The sequence below is a fragment of the Sulfitobacter sp. SBS6 genome (assembly GCF_048285585.1).
GTDB classification, from domain to species: domain Bacteria; phylum Pseudomonadota; class Alphaproteobacteria; order Rhodobacterales; family Rhodobacteraceae; genus Sulfitobacter; species Sulfitobacter pontiacus.
Window position 1 is genome coordinate 1 of sequence record NZ_JBLWBA010000009.1, and the last position, 20,554, is coordinate 20,554.

The window sequence follows — 20,554 nt, forward strand, 5'->3', positions numbered from 1 at the left end:
ATCAAACCGTGACAGGTCCATCGGCCACCACCTGATGAAGCGGAAGCTCAACGTTTTCGGTGAGAAACGAGCGTTCATAGAAGTCTAAAACGGCTTCTGCAGCCTCGGAAATATCGTAGCCACGCATGTCGAGTTCGTCTTCGTCGTCTCGCGGCAATGGTTCGCTAGCGTAGGGAAGCTTTTCAAGAAATTGCTCCGGGTCAAGCTCTTTCCACCCCTGCGTTGGGTCTACATGAGATACCCCGCTCCAAAATAGGTCGGTTCGAGCTTTCGAAAATTTAAGCCGACCAGATTGAAAGCCATTGAAAGTCGCCGGATCCAAAAGTTCTTTAGACGGCAAATCGCCACTGAAATGCATTGCAAGAACAAGAGAGAAGTTTTCAGCATCTTTTCGTTTCTCAAAATAGACGCCTGCGTCACCGAGAACAATTCTACTTAAGCCGGTGAGGCCCTTACCAAGAAGGCTTCCTCGTCTAATTATCCGATAGCCTGAAGCTGTGTCACCTTCGACTTCAATACTGCCTTGTGGATGGGAGCCGGTCTCATCCCAGATGTTCAGCCAGACATTTCCAGACTTTTCTTCGTGGCTTTGGTATTTATTTTTATGCACGTCAGCACCTCCCGCCTAGTCGCGACGCTACTCGTAACAAAGCAACAAGTTCAAGGTTGGCAATTCTGCGGATAGCCGAGATGCTTCGGGCTCTAGGATCGCCACTTGGGATACTGTGCAAATAACTCCGGCCTCTATCCTCGTTTTACGCCTATGTCCGGTTCAAGGGGGGGATCTGAGCAGTGTGGTGTCATGGGATTGCTGTCATCGTATAATGCAGCCTGAGTTTCACCGTTGTCCCACTGGTACAATAGGCCGATTTCTTCACCTGTTTTGATGCATGAAATACGGCCGATGGCGTCGGCCGTCGTGCGAACACTCTCAAGTTCGGGCAAAACTAGCCCCTCTCGTTAAACAATTCCTTTGGGGCAACATCGAGGGCAAGCGCACTCTGCTCCAGAATATCGATTGATGCTGAATTCTTGGCGAGTTCGATCTCGCTGATGTAGCTGCGGTCCACGTCCGCAGCCAAAGCTAGTTGTTCTTGGCTCATACCTTTGGAATTTCTTAGATTCCGGATGTTTAGCCCTACTTGTTCCCTCAATTTCATGGCCTGTATTCGGCCAGATCATAGGAACCGCTCTACGGAATATATTCCACAAAACGCACGCGAGCATCACAAACGCAATGCTCGCATATGGTGTGAAGGTCGGGATTGGAGGTAGTGTATCAATAATGCAATAATGTAATCAAAAGGCATTGATTGATATGCGGTACAAACTTATCAGGAATTGGACTGCCGGAGTTGCTTTGGCTCTGCTTTCAACCGTGGCTCCACAAGCGGCAAAGGCCTATCAGGTTGACTGCGCCATTCTGCTTTGCTTGGCTGGTGGGTGGCCCGCGTCCGTAGAATGTGCCCATGCCCGCGCCGTGTTTATCCGTCGGATCACGCCCTGGCCGATTGAGCCGCCGTTGCAAATCTGGCGTTGCCCGATGGGTGTTTCTGAACGTGCGCCCCTGCAAAGCAGAGCCCCTAAAATCTGGGAGGCCAGCAACCAAATCGGCCAGACACTTGGCCAAGTCATTCTGGCAAAGGTGGTCGAAGGCGGTGCCGATATCGACATCAGTAGCTTGGAATTCGATTTCGTGCGCTCGATCCGTGTCTGGGATGTTCGGCACTACAGCCATCGCGAACGTGGTCGCGACGATGATTGTTCTGAGAGCTACAATATGCGCCTCGGGACCTATGGCACGCAGGGCGAATTCGGTTGGCAGCGCACGACACCAGCTGCTGCCCCGCAATGGGTTCTGCCGTCACGGCGCTGTTCGTCATCAAATTGGCGGCGTGGCGTCGGCGTCGAATGGGAAGATCACGAAGGCAACCACGGATATGAGTGGGTGGCCTACTAATGCCTAGTACCCCTTTTTCCGTTCCCGTTTTGCCGTTTGGTGACTTGCGCTGTTGTTCGACAACGAGGGAAGGAAGAGCACCCAAGGAACGGTTTGTCGTCTGGCCCCATTCGGAGAACCATGGTGCCTTGACTGCATGTTGGACATTTCGCCCCTTCAGCTATGGGGTCTTTTAGTCGAATGGCTTTCGCCGCAGAAGCGCCGCCTCTACCAACCGAAAGTAGTCGCTTGGTGTAATCACATTCTGGATGCGCGCTGCACGCTTCAAAAGGTCCAAATCGTCCGTTCTTTTGGCTGAGTGTGCCAGCCCCGCATTTTGGGCAGACCTTCAACGTAGCCTTTTCGCTTTTGATCTCGGTGTGCCCGTCTTTGGCGAGCTCGACTACAAACCGCGAAGGCTTGTCCTGCAATGTATAGATACGCGTTTGTCGGCGGGCGCGTGTCAGGGCAACATAGAAAAGGCGGCGCTCCTCAGCCAGTGGGAAGTCATCGGGCTCTGGCATCGCGAGCTGCAATGCAGGGTCGTCAACGATTTGGCTTGGAAAACCCATCAAGCCTTCGGTGACGTTGAGAAGCATCACATAGTCAGCCTCGAGGCCTTTTGCGGCATGGGCAGTAGAATAACTGAGCTCAAGTTGATCGCCATAGGCGCGCTTCCAACTGTTGAAGCTGGCGGGCTTATCCTTGTGATAGCGGCCCAAGAGCATGATGGTGATTTTGTTGCCGTCGGGAACGTCAAGCTGGCCATTTTTGGCGGCACCATGCAGCTGCCTAAGATCTTTCTCGATGCGCTCAAGAGCGCCACTCATCGTCTCAGCTGCAAATGTATGAAGCCCGGCTCTTTCATAAGTGTTGGTGGTTTCAACAGACTTTTTTATTTGGATCGGATTCTTCTGGATGAAGTCGCTGGATGCTTCGCACAAAACCTGAGGGCATCGGAACGTTTTGCTTAGTGTGAGCTGTGTGGCGTTCGGGAATGTTCGGGCGAAACCGGTCATAACAGAAATATCGGCACCAGCGAAACGATTGATCCCTTGCCAGTCGTCGCCAACAACGCACAAGCTTGCGGAAGTCCCTGCGCTTTCTATGAGGGCTTTGAGTAAACGCAACTTAGCCTGAGAAACATCCTGAAACTCGTCCGCAAGAACCATGTTGAAGGGGCTTTGATATGTCCCTTCTTTCAAGTGCTTGATTGCATCGAGCAACATGTCATCGAAATCGATGCAGTTTTCGACAGCAAGACGCCGCTGCCATTCCTCGGCGACCCTTTCGTATAGCTTAACGAAGCGCGTTAGCCGGTCGCGGTGGCCACGCTCATGATCAGCAATCTTCTGGTGCAAGTCCCTCGGGCGCAGTCCATTGCTTTTGACATGCTGCTGGAAAGCACGGATCGTCGAGGCTAGTTGCTTGGTTGGAATTGGCTCTTGGCCGGTGGATTTGCGGTTTTCGTCGAATTCCAGAACTTCGCCTTGTTTCTCCAGTTCGGATTTCAGCCGATCTAGGTCGTTACCGTTTCGCAAGCCATGCGAGGTGGTTTCGAATAGCTGGGTTCCTTTTTCGTCGTGTAACTCCCTTTTCCAGAGGACACCCGAAACATAATCGCCGGAAAAATGGGCCGGTGCCTTGCCATCCGCGTCTAGCGCAAAATGCTCGTGGTAGAGGTGCAAGCGGGGGTAATAAAAGTCAGGATGGTATTGGGAGTGCGCTTCTGTGGCAGTGTCGTGTTCGTATGCTCGTTCGTACTCATATGGCACGCCGTGGTAGAAGAGAAAATCGCAGATCATGCGCTCTTCTTGGCTCTTAACCAGTTTCCCGTCTGCAGTTGGAATGCTGCCTTTACCTATGACGTCGGTTTGCGGTTGTTTGAGGTTGTCCCACTCATCAATGCCGCGACCGTAGACCGTTCTGAACAGATCCCAGTCAAGCCGGAAGCGGGGATCGCGTTGGCGAAGATCTTCTACAATTTCTGAGATGGCTTGAACGTCTTTGCCTGGTTCAACCCAGTCAGCCAACCTTGGCTTTCGTCCGGTGCTCTTTCCGATTACCTCCAGGCCGAAAGCATTGAATGTCTTTACATTAATGCGTTGAACATTGGGAAAATCACCAAGGCGTTCTTTGATACGAGCTTCCAGTTCGTCCTTTACAGATCGGTTGAACGCAAGAATCAAAATCTCCTCAGGTGGGACTAGGCCTTCTTTTAGCGCGTACCCAACACGCGCAACGATCGTTGATGTTTTCCCGGATCCTGCAGCAGCAACGATTTGGAGCGCGTTGTCCATGCATATGCAGCAATCCAATTGCTCATCGGTAAGAGGGTTCCGCTCAACTGACGAAAAAAAATTGCTCAATCGGTCTTTCTGTTTTTTGATAAAGGCGGCGTTGGCCGCATTGAACTCTTTCGAAAGCGCCTTCTGAAAACGTGGATGCTGCGAAGTGGGTTCAGCTTCTTCGCTCCCGTTCTTAAATGGTGGAAAGCGTCGGATAATGCTCTCGGCCGCACCTTTAGGCACCCACCTATCTGGGTCAACTTCGCCTTCCCACTTTGCTCGCCAAGCGGAGTATTCAGAGTCTTTGGTTATTGAAAGCGTTGGCTCAATTAGCTTTAAGCTAGCGCGTGCCAATTTGGGGCCGGGGTCTTTCGATTGCCCTTTGCCACCAAATAGCAAGCCGCCGAGTACGGCCGTTCCAATAATCCACTCAATCAATTCGAGCTCTTTCCTGCGTACTTAACCGCGCTCGTTCTTCGCATCGCCGCGTTCAATAGCGACCATCCGCGTTACTATCTCGTTGGCAATTGTTTCGTAGAGCGCCGCTTGGCGCTCCCTCGCTGAACCCGGTTTCGGCGTTCTGCGTCGAATTCTCTTGGCAAGCCAATACAGAAGCCTTGCAGCAGGATCGGTGACGTTTTCCGGCACAGGAGCCGGATAGTTTTCTTCGAGTAGGGCAACGACCTCAGCATTCATGCTGCGATGGTTGGCCTCGGCCGCGAGGCGTATTCGATCGCGCAGGCCGTCGGGTAGCCGCACGATGAACTTATCCTGATTTTGAGAGCTTTGTTCTGGCATAGTGGCACTGTGCCATAAAAAGCATTTGACGCAATAGTGGCTAAATGCCACTAACGGGGTATGGTTTCAACCTGGAGGCGTTTCATGAACAGTCGAAAACCAATGCAGCTTCGGCTTCCGCAAGAGCTCAAGGAGTGGATAAAGGCGGAGTCAGATCGCAATGGAAATTCCCAAAATTCAGAAGTGATCCGTGCCATTCGCGCGGCAAAGGACAGACGTTCTGCACCTAGTGCATTTGGAAAAATCACTATGGATCAGGGTGATAATCCGCGTTGTTAACGAGGTGAGAGAGGTGCCGATACGATGACGAAAGCAAGTGTGCAGACAAAGGCGAGACAGGCAGCCTCCGCCTTCATTCGCGAGGCGCGGGAGGCTGGCTGGCAGCGCGCGAAGTTCGAGATCAAGCCTGATGGCAGCGTCATTGTAGATGCCAACATGGTCGCGCCAGAGGCGGCAGACGACTTTCTCAACAGTAATCTGAGAATGGGCGAATGACTCGCAAGAGCTTGCCCAAATACGTCTACAATGACCGGGGGTATCTCCGGTTCATCCGGCGTTCGCGCGGTATCTCGGTCATGATGCACGAGGACGCGGGCACGCCGGAATTTTGGGATCACTACAATCGCCTGCTGAAAGGAAAGCCTGCTCCAGCGCCGGTGAAGCGCAATTTTGAGGCGTTGATCCTTAGCTACTACGAGAGCGACGCCTACAAGAAGCTGAAGCCTCGGACGAGATCCGACTATCGGCGGTATATCAGCCACATTCGCGAGATCTGGGCCGACAAAGACCCGGCCAGGATCGAAACCCATCACATTTATGAATTGCACCGGGCAAATGCGGATCATTGGCGGCAAGCCAACTATCTTGTCCAGGTCATGGTCGTCTTGATGAATCACGCCCGGTTGATCGGCTTCATCAAGAAAGAGCACGGCAATCCGGCAAAGGGCATACCGCTTTTCAAGCAGCAAAGCGATGGCTGGGAACCTTGGCCCGATGACGTTCGTGCCGAGTTCGAAGCGCTGGCTTCAAATCGTGCTCGGCTGGTCTATGAACTTTGCGTTGGAACTGGCCAGCGGATCGGCGATGTCGTGAAGATGAAGTGGGCGCACTTTTCCGATGAAGGTTTCGATTTCACGCAGGGTAAAACCGACAAGCCGCTGTGGATTCCGCTTACAGACCGCCTGAAAACCCATCTCGACGGGCTCGCACGAACGGACGGCACTGTTGTAACCGACGCCAAGGGGCGACCAGTGAGTTACCGGATCGTTGCGGAGGAAATGCGCACTATCAAAAAGAAGATGAAGCACGAGAAGGCGAGCTACTACAAAACGCACGGGCTCAGGAAAAATGCGACGATCGAGCTTTATCTGGCTGGATGTGATGACGAAATGGTCAAGGCGGTCACCGGCCATTCAGGCGTTGAAATGCTGAAAAAGTACGGTGGGCCGATCCGGCAAAGAGAGCTCGCGAAGCGCGCTCAAGAGGCAAGGAACCAAATGGAACGAAGCAAGGCCGAAACGTGAAAGTTTCAACGGTTGTTTCAAAAATGGCAGTGAAGGAGAGTAAGGGTGACGCAAGTCATTGATTTTATTGGAGGCGAGGAGGAGAATCGAACTCCTGTACACGGATGGAAAATCCGCTGATGGTCGGGTCCGAATTTCTCTGGCCGGGGCGCTTCCACGAGCGCCCTCACATTTCAACGCGCCAATATGCCCGTATCGTGCGGGACTGGGTCCGGTCCATCGGTTTGGAAGCTACTGCTTATGGTACGCATTCAATGCGACGGACGAAGGTCACACAGATTTACAAGAAGACGGGCAATCTGCGCGCTGTTCAGCTTTTGCTGGGTCACACCAAGATGGACAGCACAGTGCGATATCTTGGCGTCGAGCTTGAAGATGCTTTGGCAATTTCAGAAGCTATTGAAATCTGATCATTAGGGCCGTTTGTCACGAACGGCCCTTTCCGGATTTTGACCGGTCATCGCATGCCGCGCTGCAGCTTCCTTGGAGCAGACATTAACTGGTCTTCTAATTTCTCCATCTACAAGCAACTCTCTATGTGCAGTTGCACGACCCGCACACTGCATGTTAGCCGGGCCATAGCCATTCCTGGGTATGCTGCTCAGGTGTCGGTTAGGGCCGGCTCGGTGATTGCACACCTTGCCAGCCTGAACATGGACGGCCCAAACCGGACCACACCGCAGTAAGCTGCGAAGGTCCGGCTCGGATTTTTTTCCCAGACGCTAACTCTTGTGATAGGCTCCGATTTCATCCTCGTGGCTGTCAGCCCCCGATCACCACACCGATTTTGCCCATGTGCGACTTTTCCAGAAATGCCTTCTGCGCCGCGTGCAAGTCGGCTAATGGATAGGTTTCGGCGACCACGGGCCTGATCTCGTCCGCTTCAATGTAGCTGACCAAATCAGTGAACACGCGTGGGTCCTGCCGGGTGCTCCCGATGAGGGTCAGGTCTTTGAGGTAAAGCGTCCGCAGATCAAGCTCGACGATCGGTCCTGCAATAGCGCCCGATGTCACATAGCGCCCCCGTGGCACCAACGCATTGAGCAGTTCGGGCCAGCCCTGCCCACCTACAAGGTCGAGCACGACGTCGAAGGCACCATCCGGATAAGGCTCATTGCGGTCGATCACCGCATCCGCGCCGAGGGTTTTCAGCGCGTCCATTTTCGCCGGGCTGGTAGAGGCCGTGACATGGGCACCGCGCCGCTTGGCCAGTTGCACCGCCGCCGACCCGACGCCGCCGGATGCGCCGGTGATCAAGACGCGCTCGTCCCCCAATCCGGCGCGTTGGATCATGCCTTCGGCGGTGGAGAATGCGCAAGGAAAGGACGCGAGCTCGACATCCGAAAGCGGGCTCTCGATCCGCAATGCGTTTTCCTCGCCCACGGTGGTGTATTCCGCGAAGCCGCCATTGCGCTCCGAGCCGAAGGTCACAAGCGCATCTGGTCCGGCACCAGCAGGACGATGCATCGGCCGCACCAGCACGCGCTGACCGATCCGCGCAGCGTCCACACCGCCCCCGACCGCAACGATCTCTCCGCAGCAATCCGCGCCCTGGATGCGCGGAAAGCTGAGCGCACCGGACCAGCCGCCGTCGGCATCAGACGCCCCCGCGTAGCCCTCTGTCGCGGCCGACCCTGTGTCGCCCCGCACCGCTTTCGAATACCAGCCGGTTCGGGTGTTGACGTCGGTGTTGTTCACCGCCGAGGCGCCCACACGGATCAATACCTCGCCAGCTTCCGGTTGCGGAACCAAAACGTCGTCGCGCCATTCAAGCTTGTCCAACCCGCCATGGCCTGTGAGGATTACAGCTTTCATCGTTTCAGGAAGTGTCATTGTGGCATGCTCCGGTGTAGAATAATTACTCTACTTGCGTAGGTAGAGAGATCATTCTACATCGTCAAGTATGAGCGATATGATGAACAAGATATCCGCAGGGCTTGAACGCGCCTTTGCCAATCGGGGCTTTGCCGAGCCTAGCGTCGAAGACCTGCGGGATGCTGCGGGCGTGAGCCTTCGCACGCTTTACAAATACACGCCGTCGCGGGCGGAAATGGTGCTTGCTGCGTTGGAGAACCGGCACCAGCGCTATCTCGCCCGCGTTTTTGATGACCTGCCAGAAGACCCGAGCGAGGCGCTCGATACGATACTGACCCGCGTCGGGAACTGGATGGCGACCGAGAGCTCGCATGGCTGCCTCTTTCATGCTGCGGTGGCCGCCGAACCCAGAAGTCAGCCTCTCCGCGCGTTATTGGAACGTCACAAGGCAGAGGTCGCGGCAAAGGCCGCAGAGGCGACCGCGTTGAAGGAAGCCGATATCGCGCTGTTGTTGATCATCGAAGGGCTGACGCAAGCATGGCCCCTGCATAAGGTGGCCGCGCTTGATGCGGCCAAACGATTAGGTTTTTCACTACTCTCGTCGGGTCGTTGACAGCCCCATAGCCGGACGTCGCAGCTTGATCAGCTGCATGTTCGAAATGCTTGTTAAAGTAGCGGGCAAAAAGCGGCAACTTTGCTCGCATTCCTGACCTTAGCACGATACGCAGCGAAGGTCAGGTTACTACCCTTCCGGTAGGTACATCCTTGCGGCACGAACGGCCCAAAGCGGTCATTGAAGAGGAGTACAACCAACGTCTGCTTTTAACTCAACACAACCAATACTGCGATTTTCGCTGGATTCCGTTGAACGCACAAACAACCCATAAGAGGTGTGCTGTTGATGTTGGTTTTCTGACCTTCTTGCCAAACCCCGAGAAACGTTGTGGCAATGTTTAGACCTTCAGCTTTACTGCCTACGATGTGGACTTTTGTGGATGATCCAAGAGATTTCTCAAATAGGCGTGACAGTAGGGCTGATATATCAGCAAACTCGAGCCTACGTGCTGTGAGAGGCCAGTTCTGCCGCACGAATAATCGCCTTTCTAAACCATATCTTCGCAGGATGGCCGCTTAATCGTTCGTGCCAAATCAAGTCGAGGTTCCGGTAGATGTCAGGGACGTTGACGGGGCAGTCGAGCAGCTCGTGCTCAGGTGTTTTTAGCTTGTTCAGAACCAGCGTGGGAGCAGTGAGAATAAGATTGCTTTGCGCCACAACAGCCGGCGCGGCAGAGAAATGATTAAGCATCAGGCTGACTTGGCGCGACAGGCCGGCCTTCTCCAGTTCGTCATCGACAAAACCATGAGGGTCCCCCGCGGGGCTGACCAAGACATGCTGGGCTGCCGCGAAGCGATGGATATCAAACATGCGATGGGTGAGAGGGTGGCCCCTGCGAACGAGGCAGGAATAGGTGTCCGTGATCAGACGTTCTTGCCCAAAACGATCATCGACGTCGAACAATGTGGCAAAGGCAAAGTCGATTTCACCCTTGTCCAGCATTGGAAACGGTTGACCCACAGTCGGAACTAAATGCACGCGAACCTTGGGGGCCTCCGTTTCGAACAGACGCAAGAGCGCGGGGATGACCACGACCGTAAAATAGTCCAGCGATGCAATTCTCAAAACATGTTCTGACGTCGCTGGATCAAAGGTCGGCGGCTCGAGCGCATTTTCCAACTCGACCAATATCCCGGGCAGACGGTCTGCCAATTCGATCGCGCGGGGCGTTGGCCGCAGCCCTTCGGCGCTGCGCAAAAACAGCTCATCTCCCAAATGCCCGCGCAACCGCGACAATGCGCCAGAAGTTGCCGGCTGTGATAGCCCGACTTTGGCAGCCGCCCGCGTAACATTTCCTTCTTGGTAGATGGCGTCAAAGACGACCAGCAGGTTCAAGTCAAGTGAGCGTAGGTTCATTATCCATATCCTTGATAATGGTTAGATGATATATCGATTTCACAGATACCGCAACATCCTCCATATACGTCTCATCCCACGGAGCGTGGCTCCTCATTCTAAAATCAGAGACTGGAAACCCGATGGTCGACTTTACAATCTACTCCGAGACAAACGCCCCGAAAGGGAGCGAGGCCCTGTTGCTGGATTCAAAAAAACGCAACGGAATGATCGCCAATCTTCACGGCATTATGGCCGAGGCGCCTGAGCTTCTGGTTGCATACCGCCAACTCAATGATCTGTTCATCGCATCAAGTTTGGACAAGGACGAAATCACCGTGGTCTGGCAGACGATCAACGTCGAAAACAACTGCCACTATTGCGTTCCCGCGCACACCCTGATTGCCAAAGGCATGAAGGTCGACGACGCAATCATTGACGCTTTGCGCAATGAAACGTCCCTGCCAAATGCGCGGCTGGAAGCGTTGCGGGACTTCACCCTCAGCATCGTGCGCGACCGCGGTCAGGTCGATGATGCGAAGGTTCAGGCCTTCCTTGATGCCGGTTTCACAAAACGCAACATCTTCGAAGTGATCCTCGGCTACAGCCAGAAAATCATGTCGAACTACACCAATCACCTTGCCGACACGCCGCTCGATTCAGTGTTTGAGAAATTTGCCTGGGAAAAGGCATAGGCGCCCGCTGGAGACGCCAACCGACACAACTTTGAGCTGCCCTACTACCGGCCGCCCCAACTTCAAATCAATGGAAATTCTCATGCTTAGAAAAGCCGCTGTCGCCCTCGCGACGATCTCAAGCGTTGCCGGCGCAAATGCCGAAACCGTTGAGCCCGCCAACCCTTACGCTGGCTTCAAGGTCCCTCCGCTCGAGGTACCATCCGAGACCCGGTACACGCTGGATTACGTCAACGTCCTTGGGTCGAAAATGGCCTATGTCGACGTTGGTGAAGGAGACCCGATCCTGTTTCTACATGGTCAACCCACGTCCTCCTATCTGTGGCGCAATGTTATGTCGCACCTCGAGGGGCAAGGCCGTCTGATCGCACCTGACAATATTGGGTTTGGTAAATCGGATCAGCCCGAAATGGATTATACCTTCGGCGATCAATACCCGTACTTGGAGGCGTTTATCGAAGAACTGGACCTCAAAAACATCACATTGGTGATGCATGATTGGGGCTCTGGCATGGGGCTGCACTATGCGCGTCAGCACCCCGAGAACGTCAAAGCCATCGTCACGATGGAAGCCCTGATGGCGCCCCTTCTTCCCGCAAAAAGCTGGGAGGACTACCCCGAGCATAAACGAAAGTTCTCGCAATTGGTCCGGAGCCCGATTGAAGGGCGCAAGATGGTCATTGAGGACAACTGGTTCCTTGAGGTCGCCGTCCCAAGCGCCATCGTCCGTCCATTGGATAAAGCCGCACACGACGTATACTTGGAACCTTTCCCAACCGAAAAGTCGCGCATCCAAGTCTATCAATGGCCGAAAGAGCTGCCAATCGCGGGCGAACCTGCCGCGACGGATAAGATCATCAGTGACTACAATGCCTGGCTCGAGGAAACCGATACGCCCTGGCTCTTTTTGTACGCCACACCCGGCTCTCAGAACCCGCCCGAAGCGGCTGATTATTGGGAAGAACGCGCTCAGAACATTCAGATCACCTATATCGGCGCCGGTATCCACTACGTCCAAGAGGACCAGCCCTATGCGATCGGCCGTGCCATCCACGATTGGTATCGCCGTCTGAGCCTCGGACAGTAACACACCACAAAGGGCCGCGCGATCCAGCCTAATCAAGGGTGGCTCGGGTTTTAGCCTATGAGAACCCGGAATACACCGCACAGCCTGTCAGGTCTGGCTCTCAAACTCTATCTCGCGGCCCAACTCATCTTGGAGAACACCATGACATTTCCCGTCATCCGAAGATCACTCGACGTAGGGTTGACCCTCGCCGTGACCATCGTCGCAGCCCTGCTTTCAATGGCGGCGCCTGTCGTCGCACAGATGCCAGAACTCCGTATCTTGGCCTCTTACCCGCACGGAAATTTCCTCGAAAATCTCGAAGTGCAGTCCGACGGGCGCGTTCTGATTACCAATTATCCAACGAAGACAATTGAGGTGCTGCATCCGGATGGCACGGTCGCCACATTCGCTGAACTGTCTGCCTATCCGCTGAGCATTATCTCAACAGCAGAAGGCTATCTCGTCGCCGCATCCGGAAAATCGCTGCTCGCGGGAGAGGATGTAACCGGAACACAACAATTCCTGCTGCTTGATAAAAGCGGAACAGAAATCGACAAATTCTCAGCGCCTCAGGCCCTGTACCTCAATGGGATGGTTCGTTTGGATGAAGACACCGTCTTGGTGGCAGATTCTCTGGCGGAAACAATCTGGGAAGTGAATACGTCATCCTTGACGGTCGCGCCCTGGATGGTGGACAGCGCTTTGGGTGTCCTACCCGACCAGCCAATTTTCCTCCCGGGCGCGAATGGCCTGAAGATGGGCGCCGACGGCTTGGTCGTATCGAATACATCGAAAGGAACCTTACTCTCTATAAAAGTTGGGCAGGATGGCTCAGCTCTCGGAGCGCCACAGATGATCGCTCACGTCGGACGCATAGACGACTTCTGGATCCGAGATAGCGGCTCGATACTGTTCACCACCCACAGCGATGAGTTGAGATCGCTGTCTGTGGACGGTGATGTTGAAGATGTGATTTCCATTGGATGCGACGGCTGCACCGCTTTGGCGCCCTTTCCATTAGGACAAGACACCACATTCGTAATCATCAATGATGGCAACCTCTACGAAGGGGGAGATGATCCAGCGACGGTCCTATCGCTGACGTTTGCAGCACAGTAACCCCGGACCGAGGCTAAAGGTCGCGATGTTGAAACTGCGGCGGGCAGAGCCACTGCTTGCCGCGGTTCACAATCATGAAGGCAAGAATCCACCATCCAGGCAATGAAACCCCACGCATCGCCAAGTAGATGTGCCACGGTCTACTAAAGCAGCCGCCCAATCAGGGGATCGCAGTTTCATCATTGAGCCAGTCGATTGGAATAAACGCAGTGAAAGGCCGCTTTCCGCCGTTCGTGAAGGCTGCTGGCTCCGGCCCAAAGCCCACATCCGTCCCAGTCCTTCGATGCTGCGGTCGCAGCCGACATTGCCGACCTATGCTGCAAGAGCAAAACGTGATGCGGGCCGAACTGACCCAACGCGGGGCAAAGCTGCCACGTAGCCACTTAAACTGGATCTCCTCTCCGACACCCGGATGCTCGTGAGGAGCCGGGCCTTGGATGGTAGTTCAAATGGTTTCGGTTCCGCTGAGCGTCGCCTTGGCGGACCCGAAATGATCGGAAGCTATGGCCGGGGCTGAGGCAAACGGCGGGTGGGCCGCCCTTACAAAGGCAGTGACAGTTGCACGGGTTTGAACAGCCGGTGGTCTTTGGTCGTGGCCTGCGCCCGCAGAACTACCATCGCAGCGGCGCGGGCGTCTTCGCCTGCGTCATGGTGGTGAAAGTCAAGGTTTAGCACCTGTTTCAGGTTGCCCAGACCGTGGCCGCCGTTGCCCCTCAATTCGGGCCAAGCCTTGCGCGCAATGGTCACACTGTCGTGCCATGTCAGGTGTGGCCGCGGAAGGCCCTGCGCTTTGCACGCGGCGTTGATCGCATATTCATCGAACCTGCTGTGCTGCACCATCGGGTGGCGTGACAGCAACGGCCAGATTTGGGGCCAGACCTGCGCAAAGCTTCCGGCGCCGCGCACAGTCTCCGGCCCAATCCCGTGCAGGTCAACATTGAAGGGCGCGAACGGCATAAGCGGGTCGACATAGGTAGACCATGTAAGAATGCTGTCATCAAAGCCAACGCAGGCGATCCCGATCTGGCAAATACTGGCGCTGTCACCACAGGCGGTTTCGACATCCAGTGCAATGAACTGGAAATCACCTACGGGCAGAGGCAGCATCAATCCGGTGTTCCCCGAAGCCGGGCTTTCAACACAGCGATGAGCATGTCAGACGCCGCGCGCAATTCCGCGACATCCCCTGTCAGACGGGAGTAAGACCAAATGCCCTGCACCGAGATCATGGTATAGCGCGCAAGCGCCTCGATTTCGGCATCACTCAATGAGCCATGATCCCCATTCTCATGGGCCAGCACCTTGCGAAAGCCTGCCGTCAGGCGATCGCTATGCGCGCGCAGCTTTTGGCGGGTGTCCAGCGCATCTTCGGGGATCTGGGACAGCGTATTGCCCACAAGGCATCCCTTACCAAAGCCGCCCGAGTCCTCGAAACGCGCCAGCAGGTTATCGAAATACTTTTGAATGCCCTCGATTCCCGCGCCTTCGGCCTCGACCGGTGCAAAGGCTGGAGTGACGACGGTGTCTTGGTATCTGTCGAGACAGGCATGGAACAGATCCTCCTTGCCGCCAAAATCGCTGTAGATTCCGGCTCGGCTCACGCCGGTTTCGCGCACCAGATCGCCCATGGAAACAACGTGAAAACCAGTCTTCCAGAACGTATTGAGCGCACTATCCAACAGGTTTTCGCGGGATTGAGATTTCGTTCTTGGCATTTTTGACCTTGTTTTAGAATGATCGTTCTTCTACATCTTCCCCGACTCAAACACAAGCCTGAGGTGCTCGCATGACTACGTCTTTCCGCGACAAAAAGAAATTTGCCACCGTCCATGGTAAGCAGATGGCCTATATCGAAGAAGGGACCGGCGATCCGATTGTCTTCCTGCATGGCAACCCGATGTCGTCCTATCTGTGGCGCAATGTGATGCCCCACCTTGCAGGCAAGGGACGCTTGATCGCGCCAGACCTGATTGGCATGGGCGATAGTGACAAGCTCGATAATTCTGGCCCGGACAGCTATACCTTCGTCGAACACCGCAAATATCTGTTTGCTTTCCTTGAACAATTGGGCGTCACCGACAACGTCACACTGGTCATCCATGACTGGGGTTCCGGTTTGGGTTTCCATTGGGCACATACGCATCCCGAGGCCGTCAAAGGCATTGCCTTCATGGAAGCTATCGTAGAAACCCGCGATAGCTGGGACCAGTTTCCCGACCGCGCCCGCGAAATGTTCCAAGCCCTACGCTCGCCTGCTGGCGAGGAGATGGTTCTTGAAAAGAACCTCTTTGTCGAAGCGCTGGTTCCGGGTTCCATCCTGCGGGATTTGACCGAAGAAGAAATGAACGAATACCGTCGCCCCTTCGCCAACGCGGGCGAAGATCGCCGCCCCACATTGACATGGCCGCGTCAGATCCCGATTGAAGGGCAGCCAGCGGATGTGACCGAAATCGTCGATGCCTATCTCGACTGGCTCAGCAAGACATCAATTCCCAAGCTCTTCGTCAATGCGGACCCCGGCGTGTTGATCACGGGGGCGGTACGCGACCGTGTGCGCAGTTGGCCCAATATCACCGAAGTCACAGTGCCCGGATTGCACTTCATTCAGGAAGACTTCCCTGACGAGATCGGTGCAGCCGTCCGTGATTGGCACGCCAACCTGTAACCCACACCAGAAGCGCCGCGCGCGGATCCCAATCGACCGCCGCAACAGTCGGCTTTCAAGGCAATGGCTCGGATGAGCCTGCAGCGGCGGCCGAGCTTGCCGCTGCAACTCTCGCGGCTGATTTGCCAAAATCATCCGCAGTTTTTTCCAAATAACTGAACGACACGAAGGGCCACTGGCATGTTCAAAAAATTTATCATCGGCACTGCGTTGCTGAACTTTCTCTTTGCGCCAATGATCATCGGGCAGGCTGTGCAAATGCCCAACCCTGCGAATTTTGTGTTTTCCGTCACGCTTGCGGGTTTCTTCATCATGGCCGCATCATTGTTGATCTGGGCAACCCGCGATCTTGTCGCGCGCGCACCCGTTGTGTTCTGGAGCGCTATATCGCGTTTGGCTGCAATCACGGCTGTGCTCTACGCCGTGCCAAACGGGTTGGCTGATCCGTCGCAATACGCCTTTGTGGTGTTCGACGGCTTGGTCAGTGTGATCTATATCTTTGGGTCTCTTCGCGTCACAGGTCGTACGATGCTCGATTTCCTGCTGTGGCGGATCGCATAGGCAGTGATTTCTCAGGCGCCGTATTGATTCATCATCATATCAACCGACTGGTCAATCATGGCGTCCATTTCGTCAGGTTTGACCAAGGGCGCCCCCAGCATGAACGGCCAAAAAGCCTTGCCCTTCAACAACGATATGAACTCTTCTGCCGCTTGTCGGGGGTTTGGGATGGTCAGCACCCCGTCGGCGGCGGCCTCTTTGAACAACTGTTCAAATGACGCCGTATAGTCGACTTCATTCTGGATTTCCCTGACAAGTTCCGGATCCCGCAGGATCTCAGTCATCAGCATCTTGTTGGCGTTCATGACTTCGGGCGACGTGTAAAGTCGCGCCTGCGCGCGGCCCATCTCAATCAGTTGCTCTCGGATATCCATGCCGGGCTGGTAGCTGACCTTCAGGTTGTCCGCGATGACCCTCCATTGGCGCAGCATCAGGGTTTGGAAGAGCACTTCCTTGCTTTCAAAATACCGGTACACGGTGCGCTTGGACGCACCGGCCCGCTTGGAGATTCGGTCCATGCTGGCCGCAAGGAACCCATTCTCGCAGAATTCATCAAACGCGCCTTGCAGGATCGAGTCACGTTTATCTACCGAATTTTCAGCCACTTCACTCATTCTGTCGGTCTACACACCACATCCAGGAATTGCCAATTTTTTCGGCTCGGTAAACTTGCGGGTTTACCTGTGGCCCTTTACGCCATATAAGTACACCCACCAGTTTACCCACATTCCAATCGTATTGCCAGATGGAGATTGACCATGACTATCAAGCTAAAGATTAACGGGGCCGAACGCTCTGTCGAAGCAGAACCGGGCACACCATTGCTGTGGGTGATCCGGGACGAACTGAAGCTGACCGGCACCAAATTCGGCTGCGGCGTCGCGTCGTGCGGCGCTTGCACCGTGCATGTCGACGGCGAACCGACCCGGTCCTGCCAGACCTATATCGAAGACGTCGAAGGTGCCGAGGTTTCCACCATCGAAGCGATTGGCGATGACAAGATCGGTGCCGCGGTACAGCAAGCCTGGAAAGAACTCGACGTGGTGCAATGCGGGTACTGCCAGTCTGGTCAGATCATGTCTGCGGTGGGCCTGTTGAAAGAAACGCCAAAGCCAACGCTGGAAGAGATTGACGCCTACATGGACGGCAATGCCTGCCGCTGTGCCACCTATCAACGTATCCGCGCCGGTATCCAGCGCGCCGCAGACATCGTGGAGGGTTAAGCCATGACCATCAACACATCCCGCCGCAGTTTCCTCAAAGGTGCAGGTGCGGCCGTTGCCGTTCTGGCCGTTGGGATTGACCCCAAGGGCGCGCTTGCCGCTTCGACGTCGGAGGCCGGCACAGCCATCACGCCCTTCGTGAAAATCTATGCCGATGGTACGGTTGCAGCCGTCATCAAGCACTTTGAAGGCGGGCAAGGCACCTCTACGGGCCTGTCCACGCTGATCGCGGAAGAGCTGAACATGGAGCTTAGCGATATCACCTTCGAAATGGCCCCGTCGGATACCGCCGTTTACAACAACCTGTTCTTTGGCGCGCTGCAGGGCACGGGCGGATCGACCGCGATGGCCAATTCGTTCATGCAATATCGCACCGCAGGCGCGGCCGCGCGTGACGTATTGTTGCAAGCCGCGGCCAAGGATTGGGACGTGGACACTTCTGAGCTGACACTTGCCAATGGCGTCATTTCAGGCGCGGGCAAAGAGGGCCAGATCGGTGAGTTTATCTCCACCGCTGCGCAGATCGTGGTGCCGGCCGAGCCTGTCCTGAAGGCCCCCGAAGACTGGACCCAGATCGGCAACACCCAAAAAGCGCGCCGCGACAGCCATGACAAGGTCAACGGCGAAGGCATCTATGGCATGGATATCCAACTGGATAACCAGATGGTTGCCGCAATCAAACGCATTCCGCAATACGGCGCGACGGTCGCGTCGTTCGACGATAGCGCCGCCAAGGACGTCACGGGCTTCATCATGGCCAAGGCCCTGCCCAATGGCGCGGGTGTGGTGGCCTATGCCGAAAACACCTGGGCCGCGTTTCAAGCGCGTGACGCGATCGAGGTGGAGTGGGATCTGAGCAAGGCCGAAACCCGCAGCAGCGACGAGATCAAGCAACAGCTACTGGCAGCTGTGAACACTGATCCGCAGTGGCAGGCATCCGAGACGACGTTGGATGCAGCGACGGAAGCGCTGCAAGGTGCCGCCCAAGTCGTAGAGCGGGAATTCTTCCTGCCAATGCTGGCCCACGCAACGATGGAGCCCCTGTCGGCCACCATCGCAGCCACCGAAGACGGCGGCGTGATCATGTATGACGGCGCGCAGGGGCCCACCATGAACCACGCCACGATGCACCAGATCCTTGGCATCCCGATGGACAAGATTCAGGTCAAAACCCTGTATGCAGGCGGGTTCTTTGGCCGTCGCTTCAACGCGGGTGCGGACTATATCGTAGAAACGACACTCGCCTTTTCGATGACCGACCAGACCCGCCCGGTTAAACTGGTCTGGTCCCGCGAAGATGACCTGTCTGGCGGCTGGTACCGCCCGGCCTATGCGCACAAGGTGCGTGTCGGTCTGGACGATGCGGGCAAGATTGTTGGCTGGGATCACCGCGTGGCGGGTCAATCCATTGCAAAAGATGGGCCATTTGACGCTTTCTATGTCAAAGACGGTGTGGACATTTCTTCGGTGGAAGGGACGGCAGAAAATCCCTATGCGATCCCCGGAATGCACATCGGCTTGACAGATGCGGCCCCGGCAACAACCGTTAACTATTGGCGCTCCGTCGGTCACAGCCATAACGCCTATGTCATGGAAACCATGATGGATGTGGCCGCCGCCGCAGCCGGTCAGGATCCCGTCAGCTTCCGTCTTGCGTATTTGCCCGGCGACACAGCCGATCAAATACGCAAAGCTAACGTCCTTAAACTGGCTGCCGAGAACGCCGGGTTTGGCAAGCCGTTGCCGGACGGGCATTTCCACGGTGTGGCTGTGCACAAATCCTTTGGTACCTACTGTGCGCAGATCTGCGAAATCTCGATCGACGAAGATGACTATGTTCAGATCGAGAAATACACCGCAGCCGTCGACTGTGGCGTCGCGGTGAACCCCGATGTCATCAAAGCCCAGGTCGAAGGGGCGATCGGCTTTGGCGTCGGTCACATCATGCGCGATCAGATCACGCTGGATGGCGGCGTCGTAGTGCAGCAAAACTTTCCCGACTACGAACCGCTGCGGATGCGCGACATCAAGGCCATTGAGGTGCATATCCTCAACACAAACGAAGCACCCTCAGGCATTGGTGAGCCGGGCACACCGCCGGCGGGTCCAGCGCTCGCCAACGCAATCGCAGCCTCCGGGCGTGATCTGGTGACCCACCTGCCGATGATCGAAAACGGTGTGGATTTCGCCTGACGACCCTTTAGACCGCCGCAGCCATAGGGGTGCGGCGGTCTATCAATACCGGCTCCACAACCTTGCACGCGACACTGCGCCTCGCGCGGTTCAGAGTTCGGCTGTTGATTGTCACCGAGAACTGACCCGGCGGGGGTGCGGACAAAAACTTGGACTGTTTTCACGGCATAAGGCCGAGGCTTTTACGATATTCGATTGGGCTTCTGCCACCAAGGGACATCTTGATGCGTGTTTCGTTATACCAGCGGATGTAGGCGTCAACCTCGTCAACAAACTGGGCCGCGGTGAAGGCCCGCCAATCACGAGGATAGAAGAACTCAGTCTTGAGGCGTCCAAAGAAGCCTTCACAGGCGGCATTGTCTTGCGAGCTCGCCTTTCGCGACATCGACCGAACCAGCTTTGCCGCGTCTATACGTTCCAGCCAGCCAGGCCAGCGATAGTGGCCTCCGCGATCGCTATGGACTACGGGCCGCGCTTCGCTGTCAGCGATGGTTTCTACCGCTGCATCAAGCATGGTGTTCACAAGATCGGCGTCCGGTCTGGTCCCAATGGTCCAACTTATGACGCGGCCGTCGAAGCAATCAATGATCGGGGAAAGATAAACTTTTCCCGCTCGGATGTGGAACTCCGTGATGTCCGTTAGCCATTTCTCATTTGGCGCAGCCGCCTGGAATTTTCGGTTGATGATATTCTCCGGCGCAGGGCTAATCTCACC

The 20,554-nt window shown here is 55.5% G+C and carries 22 protein-coding genes, 1 tRNA gene and 1 pseudogene; 13 read left to right on the forward strand and 11 right to left on the reverse strand.

Annotated elements, in window-relative coordinates; translation table 11 throughout:
• Position 1 precedes the first annotated feature (1 nt).
• Together ACNQ62_RS16235 and ACNQ62_RS16240 are read right to left on the reverse strand one after the other, a co-directional pair.
• A complete protein-coding gene (locus ACNQ62_RS16235) occupies positions 2 to 610 on the reverse strand; it encodes a hypothetical protein (RefSeq protein WP_418095303.1) in 609 nt (202 codons plus the stop codon).
• 337 nt (positions 611 to 947) lie between these two features.
• Positions 948 to 1,160, reverse strand: a complete 213-nt coding sequence (locus tag ACNQ62_RS16240; RefSeq protein WP_418095304.1) for a helix-turn-helix domain-containing protein — start codon at positions 1,158 to 1,160, stop codon at positions 948 to 950.
• Between the two features lie 158 nt (positions 1,161 to 1,318).
• Here ACNQ62_RS16240 and ACNQ62_RS16245 point away from each other — a divergent pair, with 158 nt between their 5' ends.
• Complete coding sequence (locus ACNQ62_RS16245; protein ID WP_418095305.1) at positions 1,319 to 1,960, forward strand: hypothetical protein; 642 nt, start codon at positions 1,319 to 1,321, stop codon at positions 1,958 to 1,960.
• Here ACNQ62_RS16245 and ACNQ62_RS16250 read toward each other — a convergent pair.
• Both ACNQ62_RS16250 and ACNQ62_RS16255 read right to left on the reverse strand, forming a co-directional pair.
• The gene (locus ACNQ62_RS16250; protein WP_418095306.1) at positions 1,957 to 4,665 is read right to left on the reverse strand and encodes a UvrD-helicase domain-containing protein; all 2,709 of its coding nucleotides are present in this window, start codon (positions 4,663 to 4,665) and stop codon (positions 1,957 to 1,959) included. The genes ACNQ62_RS16245 and ACNQ62_RS16250 overlap by 4 nt on opposite strands.
• A 21-nt stretch (positions 4,666 to 4,686) precedes the next feature.
• Positions 4,687 to 5,025, reverse strand: coding sequence for an Arc family DNA-binding protein (locus ACNQ62_RS16255; RefSeq protein ID WP_035920161.1), 339 nt, complete (start codon positions 5,023 to 5,025; stop codon positions 4,687 to 4,689).
• A gap of 102 nt (positions 5,026 to 5,127) precedes the next feature.
• Between ACNQ62_RS16255 and ACNQ62_RS16260 the strand changes: the two genes are divergently transcribed.
• From ACNQ62_RS16260 to ACNQ62_RS16270, 3 genes are read left to right on the forward strand one after another with little or no spacing between them, the layout of a single operon-like run.
• Positions 5,128 to 5,304, forward strand: coding sequence for an Arc family DNA-binding protein (locus ACNQ62_RS16260; RefSeq protein WP_418095319.1), 177 nt, complete (start codon positions 5,128 to 5,130; stop codon positions 5,302 to 5,304).
• Positions 5,305 to 5,328: 24 nt separating this feature from the next.
• Entirely contained in the window at positions 5,329 to 5,520 is a 192-nt protein-coding gene (locus tag ACNQ62_RS16265) for a hypothetical protein (RefSeq protein WP_418095307.1), read from the forward strand.
• Positions 5,517 to 6,548, forward strand: a complete 1,032-nt coding sequence (locus tag ACNQ62_RS16270) for a site-specific integrase (RefSeq protein ID WP_418095308.1) — start codon at positions 5,517 to 5,519, stop codon at positions 6,546 to 6,548. Before ACNQ62_RS16265 ends, ACNQ62_RS16270 begins: the two co-directional genes overlap by 4 nt.
• A gap of 68 nt (positions 6,549 to 6,616) precedes the next feature.
• Here ACNQ62_RS16270 and ACNQ62_RS16275 read toward each other — a convergent pair.
• Positions 6,617 to 6,693, reverse strand: a tRNA-Glu gene (locus ACNQ62_RS16275).
• Between ACNQ62_RS16275 and ACNQ62_RS16280 the strand changes: the two are divergent.
• Positions 6,653 to 6,958 (forward strand): annotated as a pseudogene (locus ACNQ62_RS16280) (tyrosine-type recombinase/integrase); the annotation flags it as partial. The gene ACNQ62_RS16275 and the pseudogene ACNQ62_RS16280 overlap by 41 nt on opposite strands.
• 352 nt (positions 6,959 to 7,310) lie before the next feature.
• Here ACNQ62_RS16280 and ACNQ62_RS16285 read toward each other — a convergent pair.
• On the reverse strand, positions 7,311 to 8,381 hold the full coding sequence (locus ACNQ62_RS16285; protein WP_418095309.1) for an alcohol dehydrogenase family protein: 1,071 nt from the start codon (positions 8,379 to 8,381) through the stop codon (positions 7,311 to 7,313).
• Positions 8,382 to 8,463: 82 nt separating this feature from the next.
• Between ACNQ62_RS16285 and ACNQ62_RS16290 the strand changes: the two genes are divergently transcribed.
• Complete coding sequence (locus ACNQ62_RS16290) at positions 8,464 to 8,976, forward strand: TetR/AcrR family transcriptional regulator (protein ID WP_418095310.1); 513 nt, start codon at positions 8,464 to 8,466, stop codon at positions 8,974 to 8,976.
• Between the two features lie 444 nt (positions 8,977 to 9,420).
• On the opposite strand, the gene ACNQ62_RS16295 is transcribed toward ACNQ62_RS16290, so the two are convergent.
• Positions 9,421 to 10,335, reverse strand: coding sequence for a LysR family transcriptional regulator (locus ACNQ62_RS16295; protein ID WP_064216793.1), 915 nt, complete (start codon positions 10,333 to 10,335; stop codon positions 9,421 to 9,423).
• Positions 10,336 to 10,457: 122 nt separating this feature from the next.
• Here ACNQ62_RS16295 and ACNQ62_RS16300 point away from each other — a divergent pair, with 122 nt between their 5' ends.
• The 3 genes from ACNQ62_RS16300 to ACNQ62_RS16310 all read left to right on the forward strand — a co-directional run bounded on the left by ACNQ62_RS16300 (position 10,458) and on the right by ACNQ62_RS16310 (position 13,197).
• A complete protein-coding gene (locus ACNQ62_RS16300; protein ID WP_418095311.1) occupies positions 10,458 to 11,009 on the forward strand; it encodes a carboxymuconolactone decarboxylase family protein in 552 nt (183 codons plus the stop codon).
• An 82-nt stretch (positions 11,010 to 11,091) separates the two neighbouring features.
• Positions 11,092 to 12,096, forward strand: a complete 1,005-nt coding sequence (locus tag ACNQ62_RS16305) for a haloalkane dehalogenase (protein ID WP_418095312.1) — start codon at positions 11,092 to 11,094, stop codon at positions 12,094 to 12,096.
• Positions 12,097 to 12,237: 141 nt separating this feature from the next.
• The gene (locus ACNQ62_RS16310) at positions 12,238 to 13,197 is read left to right on the forward strand and encodes a hypothetical protein (RefSeq protein ID WP_418095313.1); all 960 of its coding nucleotides are present in this window, start codon (positions 12,238 to 12,240) and stop codon (positions 13,195 to 13,197) included.
• A gap of 540 nt (positions 13,198 to 13,737) precedes the next feature.
• Here the strand turns inward: ACNQ62_RS16310 and ACNQ62_RS16315 are convergent.
• Together ACNQ62_RS16315 and ACNQ62_RS16320 are read right to left on the reverse strand one after the other, a co-directional pair.
• Positions 13,738 to 14,304: a 3'-5' exonuclease gene (locus ACNQ62_RS16315; RefSeq protein WP_418095320.1), complete on the reverse strand. Its 567-nt coding sequence runs from the start codon at positions 14,302 to 14,304 to the stop codon at positions 13,738 to 13,740.
• Complete coding sequence (locus tag ACNQ62_RS16320) at positions 14,304 to 14,912, reverse strand: TetR/AcrR family transcriptional regulator (protein WP_418095314.1); 609 nt, start codon at positions 14,910 to 14,912, stop codon at positions 14,304 to 14,306. The genes ACNQ62_RS16315 and ACNQ62_RS16320 overlap by 1 nt, the downstream gene beginning before the upstream one ends.
• Positions 14,913 to 14,983: 71 nt before the next feature.
• Here ACNQ62_RS16320 and ACNQ62_RS16325 point away from each other — a divergent pair, with 71 nt between their 5' ends.
• Together ACNQ62_RS16325 and ACNQ62_RS16330 are read left to right on the forward strand one after the other, a co-directional pair.
• A complete protein-coding gene (locus ACNQ62_RS16325) occupies positions 14,984 to 15,862 on the forward strand; it encodes a haloalkane dehalogenase (protein ID WP_418095315.1) in 879 nt (292 codons plus the stop codon).
• A 180-nt stretch (positions 15,863 to 16,042) separates the two neighbouring features.
• Positions 16,043 to 16,423, forward strand: coding sequence for a hypothetical protein (locus ACNQ62_RS16330; RefSeq protein ID WP_418095316.1), 381 nt, complete (start codon positions 16,043 to 16,045; stop codon positions 16,421 to 16,423).
• A gap of 11 nt (positions 16,424 to 16,434) precedes the next feature.
• On the opposite strand, the gene ACNQ62_RS16335 is transcribed toward ACNQ62_RS16330, so the two are convergent.
• Positions 16,435 to 17,037 (reverse strand): TetR/AcrR family transcriptional regulator, encoded by a 603-nt coding sequence (locus ACNQ62_RS16335; RefSeq protein ID WP_340240467.1) that lies wholly within the window; start codon positions 17,035 to 17,037, stop codon positions 16,435 to 16,437.
• Between the two features lie 144 nt (positions 17,038 to 17,181).
• On the opposite strand from ACNQ62_RS16335, the gene ACNQ62_RS16340 reads away from it, so the two are divergent.
• Together ACNQ62_RS16340 and ACNQ62_RS16345 are read left to right on the forward strand one after the other, a co-directional pair.
• Positions 17,182 to 17,646 carry a (2Fe-2S)-binding protein gene (locus ACNQ62_RS16340; RefSeq protein WP_005851746.1) on the forward strand — a complete coding sequence of 155 codons (465 nt, stop codon included), beginning with the start codon at positions 17,182 to 17,184 and terminating at the stop codon, positions 17,644 to 17,646.
• A gap of 3 nt (positions 17,647 to 17,649) precedes the next feature.
• On the forward strand, positions 17,650 to 19,839 hold the full coding sequence (locus ACNQ62_RS16345) for a molybdopterin cofactor-binding domain-containing protein (RefSeq protein ID WP_418095317.1): 2,190 nt from the start codon (positions 17,650 to 17,652) through the stop codon (positions 19,837 to 19,839).
• Between the two features lie 160 nt (positions 19,840 to 19,999).
• Here the strand turns inward: ACNQ62_RS16345 and ACNQ62_RS16350 are convergent.
• A partial coding sequence (locus tag ACNQ62_RS16350; RefSeq protein ID WP_418095318.1) for an IS3 family transposase occupies positions 20,000 to 20,554 on the reverse strand: 555 nt, incomplete at its 5' end.

What these genes read in the sequence shown, in the direction of transcription:
- ACNQ62_RS16315 (WP_418095320.1), bottom strand. Translation starts at nt 14,304, where the DNA reads ATGCTGCCTCTGCCCGTAGGTGATTTCCAGTTCATTGCACTGGATGTC.
- ACNQ62_RS16300 (WP_418095311.1), top strand. Translation starts at nt 10,458, where the DNA reads ATGGTCGACTTTACAATCTACTCCGAGACAAACGCCCCGAAAGGGAGC.
- ACNQ62_RS16320 (WP_418095314.1), bottom strand. Translation starts at nt 14,912, where the DNA reads ATGCCAAGAACGAAATCTCAATCCCGCGAAAACCTGTTGGATAGTGCG.
- ACNQ62_RS16325 (WP_418095315.1), top strand. Translation starts at nt 14,984, where the DNA reads ATGACTACGTCTTTCCGCGACAAAAAGAAATTTGCCACCGTCCATGGT.
- ACNQ62_RS16290 (WP_418095310.1), top strand. Translation starts at nt 8,464, where the DNA reads ATGAACAAGATATCCGCAGGGCTTGAACGCGCCTTTGCCAATCGGGGC.
- ACNQ62_RS16270 (WP_418095308.1), top strand. Translation starts at nt 5,517, where the DNA reads ATGACTCGCAAGAGCTTGCCCAAATACGTCTACAATGACCGGGGGTAT.
- ACNQ62_RS16255 (WP_035920161.1), bottom strand. Translation starts at nt 5,025, where the DNA reads ATGCCAGAACAAAGCTCTCAAAATCAGGATAAGTTCATCGTGCGGCTA.
- ACNQ62_RS16285 (WP_418095309.1), bottom strand. Translation starts at nt 8,381, where the DNA reads ATGACACTTCCTGAAACGATGAAAGCTGTAATCCTCACAGGCCATGGC.
- ACNQ62_RS16310 (WP_418095313.1), top strand. Translation starts at nt 12,238, where the DNA reads ATGACATTTCCCGTCATCCGAAGATCACTCGACGTAGGGTTGACCCTC.
- ACNQ62_RS16305 (WP_418095312.1), top strand. Translation starts at nt 11,092, where the DNA reads ATGCTTAGAAAAGCCGCTGTCGCCCTCGCGACGATCTCAAGCGTTGCC.
- ACNQ62_RS16345 (WP_418095317.1), top strand. Translation starts at nt 17,650, where the DNA reads ATGACCATCAACACATCCCGCCGCAGTTTCCTCAAAGGTGCAGGTGCG.
- ACNQ62_RS16340 (WP_005851746.1), top strand. Translation starts at nt 17,182, where the DNA reads ATGACTATCAAGCTAAAGATTAACGGGGCCGAACGCTCTGTCGAAGCA.
- ACNQ62_RS16240 (WP_418095304.1), bottom strand. Translation starts at nt 1,160, where the DNA reads ATGAAATTGAGGGAACAAGTAGGGCTAAACATCCGGAATCTAAGAAAT.
- ACNQ62_RS16330 (WP_418095316.1), top strand. Translation starts at nt 16,043, where the DNA reads ATGTTCAAAAAATTTATCATCGGCACTGCGTTGCTGAACTTTCTCTTT.
- ACNQ62_RS16260 (WP_418095319.1), top strand. Translation starts at nt 5,128, where the DNA reads ATGCAGCTTCGGCTTCCGCAAGAGCTCAAGGAGTGGATAAAGGCGGAG.
- ACNQ62_RS16245 (WP_418095305.1), top strand. Translation starts at nt 1,319, where the DNA reads ATGCGGTACAAACTTATCAGGAATTGGACTGCCGGAGTTGCTTTGGCT.
- ACNQ62_RS16295 (WP_064216793.1), bottom strand. Translation starts at nt 10,335, where the DNA reads ATGAACCTACGCTCACTTGACTTGAACCTGCTGGTCGTCTTTGACGCC.
- ACNQ62_RS16265 (WP_418095307.1), top strand. Translation starts at nt 5,329, where the DNA reads ATGACGAAAGCAAGTGTGCAGACAAAGGCGAGACAGGCAGCCTCCGCC.
- ACNQ62_RS16335 (WP_340240467.1), bottom strand. Translation starts at nt 17,037, where the DNA reads ATGAGTGAAGTGGCTGAAAATTCGGTAGATAAACGTGACTCGATCCTG.